The following is a 13,163-nucleotide window of genomic DNA, read 5'->3' on the forward strand; positions in this document are numbered from 1 at the left end:
AACTTTAGTGGAAGCTGTGGAAAACATTCTCAAATATTTTGGAGAAAAATATACAATTAATTTTACATAGCTACTTATCTCTGTCGTGGTGGGTTCCACAATCAGGGCAATCCCATTCTCGGACTTTTAACGGCATTGCAGGATTGATGTGACCACAAATACTACATCGCTTAGAGCTAGGAAACCATCTATCTATTTCGATGTAATTTCTCCCGTACCAACGACATTTATATTCTAATTGACGAGTAATTTCACCCCAACTAGCGTCAGATATAGATTGAGCCAACTTGTGGTTCTTGACCATGTTTTTTACCGCTAAATCCTCAACTACTATCGTTTGGTTTTCACGAACCAGTTGAGTTGTTAGCTTGTGTAAATGGTCTTTTCTCGTATCGGTAATTTGAGCGTGAATCCTAGCTACTTTGATTCTCGCTTTATCTCGATTTTTAGAGCCTTTCTGTTTTCTTCTTAGACTTTTTTGTGCTTGACGCAATCGACGGTAGTGTTGTGTCAGATGCTTGGGATTGGCAATTTTGTCTCCGTCACTCGTAACTAGCAGACTGCTAATTCCTAAGTCAATCCCGATTTTTTTGTCGATAGTTCTTAGGGGTTTAACAGTCAAATCATCAAATCTAATTGATATATGCCAACGACCTGAAGGATGCAATCTGACTGTTACGAGACGAAGCTCACACCCCATAGGAATTTGTCTAGACCATCGAATTGGTAAGGGTTCCGAGCATTTCGCTAAATAGATTTGTCTGTCTTTCCATTTGAAGGCTGATTTGGTAAACTCTGCACTTCCTCCAGTATGTTTTTTCTTGAAATTAGGGTACTTAGCACGACCAACAAAGAAATTAGTAAAAGCAGTTTGTAAATGTCTCAACCCTTGTTGCAAAGGGACACAGCTAACTTCATTTAAAAAACTTAATTCTTCTTGTTTTTTCCAGTTAGTCAACATCGAAGACGTTTGGTTGTATCCTACTCTTTCTTGTTTTTCGTACCAAGCCTGAGTTCTTTTATGGAGAGCTTTGTTATAAACCAATCTCACGCAACCTAATGTACGTCGCAAAAGCGACTCTTGTTCGGGTGTTGGGTAAAATCGGTAATTAAAGCTTTTTTCCATGCTTCACATTTTAGCACATATTTTGTGAAGATGGTATAATTAAAAAGTAAAGCCTAGGTAAACCTAGGGGTAAAGGACCCATTTTTTTTCGATGACGCTCGAAGATAGTGAACTCTGCGGCTGTTGCGTCATTAATAATGTCTGTCAGTTGTTGTCGAAGTTGATTGATAATTTCTGTAGTTTCAGGAGAAAGTTTTGCCATCAAAATCAAAGAAACTGTATGTACTGATTATAATATCAAACAAACTCATAACGACTACAATATAAATAAAGCTAAACCCTTGTCATCCTTCCTTAACATTACACAGAACATGATTAAATAGAGCAGCGAGTGAACTTATACTTATTTCCACTGCATGACTCAAGGTAGCAATAGATACCCTTCCGCCATTCGTCATTCGACTAGACTAATCATCAGCGCAACCATCAGGAGAAACACATCAAAATGTTAGAAGAATACCGTCAACACGTCGAAGAAAGAGCTAAACTCGGCATTCCTCCTTTACCTTTAAACGCTCAACAAACTTCCGAACTTTGCGAAATGTTGAAAAATCCGCCCGAAGAACTCAAAGGCGAATTGTTAGAATTATTACGAGATAGAGTTCCCCCCGGAGTAGATGAAGCAGCTTACGTTAAAGCAGGTTTCCTCACAGGTGTCGCAAAAGGAAATATAACTACTCCCATTATTTCGGCGCAAGGTGCAGTCAGTTTATTAGGTACAATGGTCGGTGGGTATAACGTACATTCTTTAGTCGAATTACTAAAATCGAGAGATACAAATATTGCTGCTACTGCTGCATCAGCTTTAAGTAAAACCCTATTAGTTTTTGATGTATATAATGAAATTGTAGAATTATCGGATACTAACCCGTATGCGAAACAAGTTTTAGACGCATGGGCAAGCGGAGAATGGTTTATTAGTAAACCGAAAGTCAAAAAAGAAATTACTGTTACTGTTTTCAAAGTACCTGGTGAAACCAACACCGATGACTTATCCCCCGCACCACAGGCTACCAGTCGTCCTGATATACCCCTACACGCAACCTATATGTTAGAAAGCAGGATGCCTGGGGGACTAGAGACGATCGCACAACTCAAACAAAAAGGATATCCTGTAGCATATGTGGGTGATGTTGTCGGAACAGGTTCATCGCGTAAATCCGCTATTAACTCCGTTTTATGGCATATTGGCGAAGATATCCCCTTTATTCCCAATAAACGCTCAGGCGGCTATATTCTAGGCGGAAAAATTGCCCCCATTTTCTTTAATACAGCCGAAGACTCTGGCGCATTACCCATCGAATGTGATGTTACTACAATGAATACAGGGGATGTGATCACAATTTATCTTTATGAAGGTAAAATCACTAACGAAGCAGGGGAAGTTATTTCCACCTTTGAACTAAAACCTGTCACTATCTTAGATGAAGTCCGCGCAGGTGGTCGTATTCCTCTACTCATTGGACGTGGTTTAACCGACAGAGTTCGCCAAACATTAGCACTCTCGACGAGTGATCTCTTTGCCCGTCCCATCATGCCCGAAGACACTGGAAAAGGCTTCACATTGGCGCAAAAAATGGTCGGGAAGGCTTGCGGTTTAATTGGGGTACGTCCGGGTACATCTTGCGACCCCATCATGACCACAGTCGGCTCTCAGGATACCACAGGCCCCATGACGCGAGACGAATTAAAAGAACTCGCTTGTCTTGGGTTTAATGCGGACTTAGTGATGCAGAGTTTTTGTCATACCGCAGCTTATCCTAAACCTGTAGATATTAAAACACACCACGAATTACCCGACTTTTTCTCGACACGTGCGGGTGTTGCCTTACGCCCAGGTGACGGTATCATTCATTCATGGTTAAACCGAATGCTGTTACCCGATACGGTGGGTACAGGTGGCGACTCTCATACTCGTTTTCCCTTGGGTATCTCTTTTCCAGCAGGTTCAGGTTTAGTCGCATTTGCCGCAGCATTAGGCGTGATGCCCCTCGATATGCCAGAATCAGTTTTAGTCAGATTTACGGGAGAATTACAACCGGGAGTTACACTACGGGATATTGTGAATGCTATTCCCTATATTGCCATGCTTGAAGGTAAACTGACTGTCGCAAAATCAAATAAAATAAACGTCTTCAATGGTCGCATTATGGAGATGGAAGGTTTACCCGACTTAAAAGTAGAACAAGCATTTGAATTAACCGATGCAACGGCGGAACGGTCTTGCGCGGGAAGTACAATAAAACTGAGTACCGATACGGTGGCTGAGTATTTGCGTTCTAATGTTGCTCTGTTGAAGAATATGGTTGCAAGAGGTTATTCAGATGCTAGAACCATTCTACGCCGTGTCGCTAAAATGGAACAATGGTTAGCTAATCCTATTCTGATGGAAGCGGATACAGATGCTGAGTATGCGGATATTATTGAAGTTAACCTGAATAATATTAAAGAACCTATAGTCGCTGCACCCAATGACCCCGATAACATTAAACTACTCTCAGAGTGTGCAGGTGATAGAATTGATGAGGTCTTTATTGGTTCTTGTATGACCAATATTGGACACTATCGCGCTGCGGCTAAGGTTTTAGAAGGTGTCGGGCAAACCAAAGCGAGACTCTGGATATGTCCTCCAACTCGCATGGATGAACAACAGTTACGGGAAGAAGGCGTATACGGTGTATTTGCTGCATCGGGTGCAAGAACTGAAATGCCAGGCTGTTCTCTGTGTATGGGCAACCAAGCGCGAGTCCCCGATGGTGCGACAGTATTCTCTACTTCTACTCGTAATTTTAACAACCGCATGGGGAAAGATGCACGAGTTTACCTCGGTTCTGCGGAACTAGCGGCAGTTTGTGCATTACTTGGAAAAATTCCAACTGTAGAGGAATATTTATCAATTGTTGCGGAAAAAATTAAGCCTTTTGAGGATAATTTATACCGTTATCTTAACTTCGATCAAATTGCTAATTTTGAAGATGAAGGTCGTGTTATTCCTCTTGATGAAATGCCCCAAATTGAGGATATTTTAGGTATGCCCGTCGGTACGACCTAACCCCCCAACCCCCTTCCCTAAAAGGTAGGGGGCTTTTATCTACTAATATTTTCGGATTTGATGTTAGTTTTGTCGATAAATTGGGAATTCTAGGAAAAGAAAACAAGGTAAGTAAAATGACTTTCAAAGTCATTTTACTTACCTTGACTAGCAATTAAAACTAATATTAACTTTATGAGTTCTGAAGTTGTTAAGTTTGAAGTTTTGTGTATTGATCAAAATGGTAAAGTCGAATTTAGTAAAGAAGATAAATTTATTAGTGCTTTGGCCTATAATGAACAACTATGGGATGGTCAACCACAAAAAAAAGATAATTACTTTTTAGATGAAGCCAAAAATGTAAAATGGTATATTCAACAACTAGATACTACAAGTTTAGTTAGTGATTTATTCTCCTCTGCTTTTATCTTAACAGTTGAAGGCGACTTAAATAGTCTAGAGCCTCTAAGATTAAAACTTTTAAATGATTTAAGAAAAATCGGTTTTAATCATTTAAGAATTTTAAATGACGAGGTGTCTAAAGAAATAGCTGTTAAGATTTATCCTTTTTTAAATGAAGTAGAAAATTTATTGAGAAGATATGTAGTTAAATTTTTTACAACAAAAATTGGTCTTAACTGGTGGGATATTACTGTTCCAAATACAGTTAAAGATAAAGCTAAGATTAGAATTGATAATGAAGAAACTTTTACCAAATCAAAAATTATAAATGCTAATGTTGAACTAATTGATTTTAATGAACTGGGTGAAATTATATGTCAACAAAAAACTGCATTTGGCAAGATAGAAGATATAATACAAAGAGTTAATCAAGCATCTAGTTTAGAAGAATTAAAAAGTGAAATTCAAGGTAACTATTCAAAATATTTTAAAGACTATTTTGAGCGTCAGTATTTTGAAAAAAAATGGAAACGATGTTTTGAAATAAGAAATAAAGTAGCTCATAATTATTTATTTACACAAAAAGATTTAGATGATACTCTTGAATTATGTAAAGAATTAAAAATTATTATTAATAACGCTGATGAAAAAATAGATAAAGTTGTTTTTAACATTGCCGAGAAAGAGTCAATTAAAATAGCGATTGAGGTAGCTGAAGCTAATCAATCAAAAATTCATTTTAACGAAATAAATGAAAGTAAAAAGGAAAACAATTTTAACGGGTATTCGGAGGAAGATCATCTTCAAATTTACAAGAGTAAAACTATAACAGAAGAAGAAGTTATAAAACACTTAAAGAACACTGAAGAAGAATATAAAAAGTTTGTAGGTTTAGGTTTTTTTGTAAAAAATATATTAGCTTCCCTAGGGTATGCTGTTAATACTTCGTATACTGTCATTAATATTTTAGCAGATAAAGGTAAAATAGAATTATATGATGTCAAGAATCCTAAAGGAGATAGACCAACAAAAGCTATAAAACTTTCAGAGTCTGCCAGAGAATAAATTCTCTGTCTTATAGCTAAAATCGGATAAAACCGATTCACTATATAGGTTTTAGTCCGTTGAAACGGACTTTAGCTTTGAGCCGTGAAATTCATTTCATGGCGGTATATTGAACTTATTTAATCTAATTGTAGTCGCTCTAGAAAAGGAGGAAATTAGGCAATGGATAAACTTGTAAATTATCGAAAATTAATTCAGAATATTTTAACAGACTATCATGAATGGGTTTCAGGTTCATCAAATCAGAACAGTGAAAGTTGTTTAGTTTTTGATGAAAAGCATGATCATTATATGTGGATAGATTTAGGTTGGCAAGGTAAAAAGAGAACTAAGAATACTCAAGTTCATATTAGAATCAAAGATAACAAGATTTGGATCGAAGAAGATTGGACAGAAGAAGGAATTGCTAATGAGTTACTAAAATTAAATGTTCCTGCTAGTGATATTGTTTTGGCTTTTCATCCTCCAGAAGATCGTAAGTATACTGATTTTGCTATTGCTTAATTGAATTTAAGTTGTATTTAATGATAGGGTGGTTAAAATGTTATTAGAATTAAAAAGATTTGATATTATACCAGGACAAAAAGTATATTTAAAAGATGTGTCTTGGTCAGAATTTGAACAGATTTTAAATGAGTTAGGAGAACATCGGGCTGCTAAAATTGCTTATTGTAATCATCGTTTAGAAATTATGACACCTCTACCAGAACATGAAAGTAATAAAGAAATTATTGGAGATTTAATTAAAGCACTTCTTGAAGAATTAGACATTGAGTTCTATTCTCTTGGTTCAACTACTTTTAAAAATGAATTAATGCAAGAAGGAATTGAAGCCGATAACTGTTTTTATATTGAAAATGAAGCAAAAGTTAGAGGAAAAGATAAAATAGATTTAACAGTAGATCCACCGCCAGATTTAGCTTTAGAAATTGATGTAACATCTCGAACACATCGGGAGATTTATGCAAACTTAGGTGTTCCTGAATTGTGGAGATTTGAAAAAAGAAAATTACAGATTAATGTGTTACAAAATGGACATTATACCGAGATAGATTTTAGTCCTCATTTTCCTAATCTACCTCTTAAAGATATTATTCCACAGTATTTAGAAATGGTGAAAAGTACAGGAAGAAATAAAACAATGAAAAATTTTAGAAACTGGGTCAAAGAACAATTTAATAAAAATTTTTGAAGATAAATGTAGGGGTTTGGTCTCCAAACCCTCTTCTTAATTTAGATAAATTTAAAGATAAAATTGATGGCAGATTGAGTAGAAAATAAAGTGGCTTGATTAGATAAAACTAAGATCACTCAATTTTAAAATTAGAAAACTGACGACGCAATAATAAAGAGTTGGTAACGACTGTAACTGAACTAAAAGCCATAAAAGCACCCGCAACAGCAGGACTCAAAGCAAAACCAAATCGAGGAAGTAAAAGACCAGCAGCAATGGGAATCACGAGAATATTATATCCTAAAGCCCAGAATAGATTCTGACGAATTTTGTTAAAAGTTCCCAAACTTAATCGAATTGATTCTACAACATCTAATAATCGATCGCTCATTAAAACAATTCCTGCTGTTTCTAATGCTACTTCTGTTCCCCCTTTTAAAGCAATACCGATATCAGCTTGAGCTAAAGCAGGAGCATCATTAATCCCATCTCCCACCATAGCAACTAAAGAATTATTCTGGAACGATTTAATTAATTCTGCTTTTTGCTGTGGACGAATATTTGCATAAACTTGAGTAATTTCAAGTTGTTTAGCAATGGCTTGAGCAATCACGTCATGATCGCCTGTAACTAAAATAACCTCTAATCCTAATTCTTTCAATTGTCTAACCGTAGAGAGTGCATCAGGACGTAATTGATCTTGTAAAGCAATCATACCAAGCAACTGATCATTACTAGCCAGATAAACCACCGTTTTACCCGCCATTAAAAGCGGTTCAACCGTATTGGAGATATTTTCTGGCAAAATTAACCCTTGAGTGGTTAACCATGCCTCATTTCCCAATAAAACCCGTTTTCCTGCAATATTTGCTGATACCCCAAACCCAGATTCTGTCTGATAATCATTTCCAGATAAAAGAGGTAATTCTTTTTCTTGTATTGCATCGAGTATCGCAGTCGCTAAAGGATGAGTCGTACCGCTTTCTACCGTTGCCGCCAATTGTAATAACGCATCATTTGTCAATTCTGTCAAGCTAATACAATCAGTAACTTGAGGATGTCCTACAGTGAGTGTACCCGTTTTATCAAAAACAATTGTTTGCAAACGATAAACTTTTTCTAAAATATCGCCACCTTTAATTAAAATACCCCGTTCTGCACCGATTCCCGTACCCACTAACAGCGCGGTAGGAGTCGCTAAACCCAATGCACAAGGACAAGCAATCACCAAAACTGCGATCGCAAGCTTTAAACTTAAGATCATCGGAGAAGGTGTCATCATCATCCCCATCTCGTGACTCATTTCCATACTGGTTAAAACCCAAGGAAATAGCTTGACACCGATAAAATACCAAAACAAAAAGGTTAGAGTCGCAAAAGTAATCACTGAGTAAGCAAAATAACCCGCAACGGTATCGACTAATTTTTGTACTGGGGCTTTGCGAGTTTGTGCCTCTTCGACAGAAGCGATAATTTTTGCTAGAGTCGTATCAGAACCGATTCGGGTGGCTTGAATTGCGATCGCACCAGATAAATTCAAACTTCCTGCCGTCACATTTTCCCCAAATTGCTTGACTACAGGCATCGACTCACCCGTTAATAAAGATTCATCAACCGTCGTTTGTCCATTAATCACTTTTCCATCAACCGGTATTTTCTCACCAGGCAAAACCTTCAAACATTCACCGACTCTCACTTGTTCAACGGGAATAACGATACCAGCTTGCTCTAAACTATGAGGATTACCAATTAAATAAGCAATGGGAGGCTGTAAAGCGACTAAGGCTTCTAATGCGACAGATGCGCGACTTCTTGCCTTTGATTCTAAGGTACGACCGAGTAAAATAAAACCTAATAACATCACCGGTTCATCGAAAAAGCATTCCCAACCCAGTTGAGGAAATACTAAAGCAATGCAACTCGTTAAATAAGCACTTCCAGTCCCTAAAGCGACTAAAGTATTCATATTGGGCATTTTGTGCCACAAACCGCGCCAACCATCGACTAAAATAGGACGACCTGGAATAAATAGAGCCAGTGTCGCTAAAGCCCAATGAAAGCCAATATAATTTAGAACAGGAATACTCGGACCCCCGCTATGCTCCAAATGTCCTAGTGTCGAGAAAAAAAGTAACATGAGAGCAACAACTAAACCCCAAATTTGCTCTTTTTGTTCAATTTCTCGCTTTTGTGTGGATTTTTGGCTTAATTGCTCAATGGTTTGACTAATGCGAGGTTGAGAGGGAAAACCAAGTAAGGTAAGTTTTTCGGCTAAGTTTTCGGGTTGAACAACTTCGGGGATATATTCAACAACCGCGACTTCTGTAACGAGATTAACACAAGCTGAAGTTACGCCCGTATTTTGGGTTAATTGTTTTTCGACAGCGCTTACACAACCTGCACACTTCATCCCTTTAACATCGAGTGTAGCTGTTTTTAAGTTCTGTTGTACGGTTGTTTTTTCAGGCGATTGAATCATAGAGGGTTTAGTTAAATTCCTTTTCTCATGATAACAAGTGCGAATTCCAGATCCTTGCGATACTACTACCTCTGACTCACTTTTCAGTTTTTGAAGAAATTTCCCCACAACGAGTGATTAATCAGGAAATATAATTTATATCTCTTGATAGATATTATTAATTTTAATCAATGAGCAATAATCAAAAGAAGAAATTATTCTACTTTTTTCCCTTTTTTAGAGGACTGACATCCCGTTCTTTTATGTTTACGCTTTAAATATCGCTCGAATACGCATAAAGTCTACCTGATAAATAAAATAATTATTGGAGAAATTTAGGACTAGAAAAACAACAAAGTTGACTATGACTGACAAGTTTAGAAATAAAACAGCAATTCTTAATCCTTTCGTTCAACATCGTGGTTTTTTATGGGAAGCTCGAACTCGAATTCTGGTTTGCTATACAGCACTAATGACGGGTTTTATCGTTTTCTCGATTCCAATTTTTTCTCAATTGGCTTTAAATCAAGTAGAAACAAGGGTACAAGGAGATTTAAACAAAGATATAAAATACTTTGACAGCTTTATTAAACAACAGAATGAACCAAAAAATAAAATTGAACTAGCCAATATTTTTCAAAAGTTTTTACTTCGCTATATTCCGGAAGATGATACGTTTTTTATTACGATGATCGATGGTAAGTTTTATAACTCTAGTCCAAGAGCAAAACCGAAACCGCTACAAGAAGATTCAGAATTGATGATGCGTTGGGCAAAAATGACACAACATGAAGATGGCGTATTTCAAACAAATGATCCAAGTATTGGTAATATTCTCTATCATTGTTATCCTGTGACCATTAATGGACAAGTCAGGGGGATGTATGTCGTTGCTCATACCACAGCAGGAGAAATTGCCGAAGCGACTGATATTGTTAGTGTTGTAATTAAAGTTTTATTGACAGTTTTAGGATTAGCGTTTATTTTAGCTTGGATCGCTTCAGGTAAAATTTTAGCCCCTTTGCGAAACCTGATCGCCACTGCTCGATCTATTAATGAAATTGATTTAACTCAACGAATTCCAGTCAAAGGCACTGGAGAAATGGCAGAATTAGCAGAAACGTTTAATGCAATGTTAGAACGCTTACAAGTTGCATTAGTCAGTCAACGAGCTTTGATTAATGATGCAGGGCATGAATTACGAACCCCGATTACGATTATTCGAGGTCATTTAGAATTAATAGGAGATGATCCTATAGAGCAGCAAGAAACAATAGAATTAGTTATCGATGAACTTGATCGCATGAGTCGTTTAGTCAATGATTTACTGATTTTGGCCAAATCAGAGCGATCAGACTTTTTACAACTGGAAATCCTAGATATTTATGTGTTGACCCAAGAACTTTACCATAAAGCGATCGCTATTGCCCCCCGTAATTGGCAACTAGAAGCAAAAGGACGAGGTTTAATCAAAATTGATCGTCAACGGATCACACAGGCGATAATGAATTTAGCGGTTAATGCGACTCAACATACTCTTGAAACAGACACCATTACTTTAGGTTCTTTAGTCAAAGATAACTATCTTTGTCTATGGGTTAGTGATACTGGAGAGGGTATTCAAAAAGCCGATCAACAAAGAATTTTTGAGCGTTTTGCTCGTGGTAGTTTCAGTCGTCCTCATTGTGATGGTTCAGGTTTAGGATTATCGATCGTTAAAGCAATTGCGATCGCTCATAACGGTTACGTTGAATTAGAGAGCGAACCTGGTATAGGTTCAACATTTACATTAGTTTTACCTTTAAAATCGTTTTAAAAGAGGAAAAATGACTCGTATTCTCATTGCTGAAGATGAATCTCGGATCGCTGCTTTTTTAGAAAAAGGCTTACGAGCTAGTGGTTTTATCATAACAATTGCAGAGCGAGCCGATCATGCGATCGATATGGCATTAAGCGGCAATTTTGATCTACTTTTATTAGATTTAGGACTTCCGGGTAAAGACGGTTTAACTGTTTTAGAAGAATTACGAGGACAAGGTGCAGAACTCCCCATCATTATTTTGACGGCACGAGATGATATCGAAAACAAACTAGCTGGACTTGAAGGGGGGGCTGATGATTATGTCACTAAACCTTTTCGTTTTGAGGAACTATTAGCCAGAGTTCGTTTACGTTTGCGAAATCATCAAAACTCTTTACCCAAAGACGAAATGCTTTTAGTAGATGAAAATATTACCATAAATTTACGAAATCGTCAAGTGTTTTTTAAAGAAAAAAATATTGATTTATCAGCGCGAGAATTTGTGCTTTTAGAAACTTTAGTTCGTCATCAAGGTCAAATTTTAAGCCGTGAGCAACTGTTAGATCATGTCTGGGGATATAACTACGATCCTGGCTCAAATATTGTCGATGTTTACGTCGGTTATCTCCGAAAAAAAGTCGGTAGTGATTTGATTGAAACGGTTAGAGGAATGGGGTATCGTTGGAAATCCTAAGAAAAGTCTCATCTAATTTTTATAATCAATTTATTCTGTCTTGATAGGTTAATATTGGCTAGTTATCAGAAAAAATTCTCATGAGTTGGATTTTGATTGTCGAGGATGAGGCTCGAATTGCTGCTTTTTTAGAAAAAGGATTGCGAAAGAATGGATATAATACAGCGATCGCAACTGATGGGGAACAGGCGTTAGAATTGTCTTATCGTCAAAATTTTGATTTATTATTGCTCGATTTAGGCTTACCCATCAAGGACGGTTGGACTGTTTTACAAGAGCTTCGCCATCAAGGAAAATTAATGCCTGTCATTGTTGTAACTGCTCGTGATGACATTGATCCGCAATCCTATCCAATTCAAGATTATATAATTAAACCTTTTCGCTTCCAAAATTTGTTAGAAAAAATTCGTAAGTATTTAAAGAATCATACATCTCGCAATTTTGAAAACGAATAAAACAGTTTATTTGCACTAAGGTAGAGACGCGATATACCCCGTCTCTACATGATGATGTCTTCTACAACTAAAAAATTGGTATCAGGCAATTTAAGCAATATAAGTTAAAGTAGAAGGATCGGCATTAATTCTTAATACGAGTTCCGCTTGTCCAACAGTGGGCGTTTTAAGTTCAAAAAAGCTACCTTTATCCTGAATTTCCTCAAAACCATTAACGCTGGTTACTCCAAAAGCTCTGAGATCAATACGATCAATACCAACTTCATAATCAGCGATCGTTAGTGTATAGTCAACTTGATCCTTATTTAACGCGACAAAAGTGTCTCTTTGTCCATCTGGGGTAATTGAAGTCGCAAAGGGATCATTTCCTAAATTACTAATCAACTGGGAACTATAACGATTGGGTCCACCCCCAACAAGGGTATCATCACCCCATCCTACCAGAATATCTGTCCCTTTGCCACCAATGAGAACGTCATTACCCTTATCTGCATTACTGTTTAGGCTATAACTACCATTGCTGTTACGCGTAATGGAGTCGCCATCTCCTGACAACAAATCGTTACCCACACCCCCAAACAAATAATCGTCATCCTTACCACCGAGGAGGGTGTCTCTACCACCTATCCCCTCTAGTGTATCATTACCTGCAAAGGCTTTAATCGTCTCATTAGTGGCTACGGTTAAGTTACCAATGAGAAAGTTATCGCTTTCATTACCTAAAATCTGTGTCATATCCTTTTACTCTTTGCAAATGCTTTTGAACTTGTTTAAGCGCAAAATTAAGATGAGGTAAAGAAAAATTGAGTTTTTAGTAAACTGTATTCACTTCTTTAACCAGAGTCATGCCGAACTTTGCTTTAATTATTAGTTTGATAGGCGCAAGTGAAATGAGAATGAAACAAGGATGAGAAATCTTTCATGAAAACATGATTTATTTTGCGATCGCTATAAAAG

The 13,163-nt window shown here is 37.0% G+C and carries 11 protein-coding genes; 7 read left to right on the top strand and 4 right to left on the bottom strand.

Annotation, left to right across the window (positions count from 1 at the left end; all coding sequences use genetic code 11):
• Positions 1-70: 70 nt before the first annotated feature.
• Together C7H19_RS19000 and C7H19_RS19005 are read right to left on the bottom strand one after the other, a co-directional pair.
• Positions 71-1,126: an RNA-guided endonuclease InsQ/TnpB family protein gene (locus C7H19_RS19000; RefSeq protein WP_106458504.1), complete on the bottom strand. Its 1,056-nt coding sequence runs from the start codon at positions 1,124-1,126 to the stop codon at positions 71-73.
• 10 nt (positions 1,127-1,136) lie between these two features.
• Complete coding sequence (locus tag C7H19_RS19005) at positions 1,137-1,328, bottom strand: hypothetical protein (protein ID WP_106458505.1); 192 nt, start codon at positions 1,326-1,328, stop codon at positions 1,137-1,139.
• A gap of 243 nt (positions 1,329-1,571) precedes the next feature.
• On the opposite strand from C7H19_RS19005, the gene acnB reads away from it, so the two are divergent.
• From acnB to C7H19_RS19025, 4 genes are all read left to right on the top strand, one after another.
• Complete coding sequence (gene acnB, locus C7H19_RS19010) at positions 1,572-4,178, top strand: bifunctional aconitate hydratase 2/2-methylisocitrate dehydratase (RefSeq protein ID WP_106458506.1); 2,607 nt, start codon at positions 1,572-1,574, stop codon at positions 4,176-4,178.
• 174 nt (positions 4,179-4,352) lie between these two features.
• Complete coding sequence (locus tag C7H19_RS19015) at positions 4,353-5,624, top strand: Swt1 family HEPN domain-containing protein (RefSeq protein WP_106458507.1); 1,272 nt, start codon at positions 4,353-4,355, stop codon at positions 5,622-5,624.
• A 162-nt stretch (positions 5,625-5,786) separates the two neighbouring features.
• Positions 5,787-6,128 carry a XisI protein gene (locus tag C7H19_RS19020; RefSeq protein WP_106458508.1) on the top strand — a complete coding sequence of 114 codons (342 nt, stop codon included), beginning with the start codon at positions 5,787-5,789 and terminating at the stop codon, positions 6,126-6,128.
• 37 nt (positions 6,129-6,165) lie between these two features.
• The gene (locus C7H19_RS19025) at positions 6,166-6,816 is read left to right on the top strand and encodes a Uma2 family endonuclease (protein WP_106458509.1); all 651 of its coding nucleotides are present in this window, start codon (positions 6,166-6,168) and stop codon (positions 6,814-6,816) included.
• Between the two features lie 115 nt (positions 6,817-6,931).
• Here the strand turns inward: C7H19_RS19025 and C7H19_RS19030 are convergent, their stop codons facing one another.
• Positions 6,932-9,277, bottom strand: coding sequence for a heavy metal translocating P-type ATPase (locus C7H19_RS19030; RefSeq protein WP_106458550.1), 2,346 nt, complete (start codon positions 9,275-9,277; stop codon positions 6,932-6,934).
• Positions 9,278-9,620: 343 nt separating this feature from the next.
• On the opposite strand from C7H19_RS19030, the gene C7H19_RS19035 reads away from it, so the two are divergent.
• The 3 genes from C7H19_RS19035 (at position 9,621) to C7H19_RS19045 (ending at position 12,206) form a co-directional block, all read left to right on the top strand.
• On the top strand, positions 9,621-11,072 hold the full coding sequence (locus C7H19_RS19035) for a sensor histidine kinase (protein ID WP_106458510.1): 1,452 nt from the start codon (positions 9,621-9,623) through the stop codon (positions 11,070-11,072).
• Between the two features lie 10 nt (positions 11,073-11,082).
• A complete protein-coding gene (locus C7H19_RS19040; protein ID WP_106458511.1) occupies positions 11,083-11,751 on the top strand; it encodes a response regulator transcription factor in 669 nt (222 codons plus the stop codon).
• An 80-nt stretch (positions 11,752-11,831) separates the two neighbouring features.
• Entirely contained in the window at positions 11,832-12,206 is a 375-nt protein-coding gene (locus C7H19_RS19045) for a response regulator (protein ID WP_106458512.1), read from the top strand.
• A 90-nt stretch (positions 12,207-12,296) separates the two neighbouring features.
• On the opposite strand, the gene C7H19_RS19050 is transcribed toward C7H19_RS19045, so the two are convergent.
• Positions 12,297-12,941, bottom strand: a complete 645-nt coding sequence (locus C7H19_RS19050; protein WP_106458513.1) for a calcium-binding protein — start codon at positions 12,939-12,941, stop codon at positions 12,297-12,299.
• Positions 12,942-13,163: the final 222 nt, after the last annotated feature.

It is taken from the genome of Aphanothece hegewaldii CCALA 016, assembly GCF_003007785.1.
GTDB lineage: Bacteria > Cyanobacteriota > Cyanobacteriia > Cyanobacteriales > Microcystaceae > Chroococcus > Chroococcus hegewaldii.

Bases quoted from the DNA above. Each gene is read 5' to 3' on its own strand.
- C7H19_RS19000 (WP_106458504.1), bottom strand. From the start codon at position 1,126: ATGGAAAAAAGCTTTAATTACCGATTTTACCCAACACCCGAACAAGAG.
- C7H19_RS19005 (WP_106458505.1), bottom strand. From the start codon at position 1,328: ATGGCAAAACTTTCTCCTGAAACTACAGAAATTATCAATCAACTTCGA.
- acnB (WP_106458506.1), top strand. From the start codon at position 1,572: ATGTTAGAAGAATACCGTCAACACGTCGAAGAAAGAGCTAAACTCGGC.
- C7H19_RS19015 (WP_106458507.1), top strand. From the start codon at position 4,353: ATGAGTTCTGAAGTTGTTAAGTTTGAAGTTTTGTGTATTGATCAAAAT.
- C7H19_RS19020 (WP_106458508.1), top strand. From the start codon at position 5,787: ATGGATAAACTTGTAAATTATCGAAAATTAATTCAGAATATTTTAACA.
- C7H19_RS19025 (WP_106458509.1), top strand. From the start codon at position 6,166: ATGTTATTAGAATTAAAAAGATTTGATATTATACCAGGACAAAAAGTA.
- C7H19_RS19030 (WP_106458550.1), bottom strand. From the start codon at position 9,277: ATGATTCAATCGCCTGAAAAAACAACCGTACAACAGAACTTAAAAACA.
- C7H19_RS19035 (WP_106458510.1), top strand. From the start codon at position 9,621: ATGACTGACAAGTTTAGAAATAAAACAGCAATTCTTAATCCTTTCGTT.
- C7H19_RS19040 (WP_106458511.1), top strand. From the start codon at position 11,083: ATGACTCGTATTCTCATTGCTGAAGATGAATCTCGGATCGCTGCTTTT.
- C7H19_RS19045 (WP_106458512.1), top strand. From the start codon at position 11,832: ATGAGTTGGATTTTGATTGTCGAGGATGAGGCTCGAATTGCTGCTTTT.
- C7H19_RS19050 (WP_106458513.1), bottom strand. From the start codon at position 12,941: ATGACACAGATTTTAGGTAATGAAAGCGATAACTTTCTCATTGGTAAC.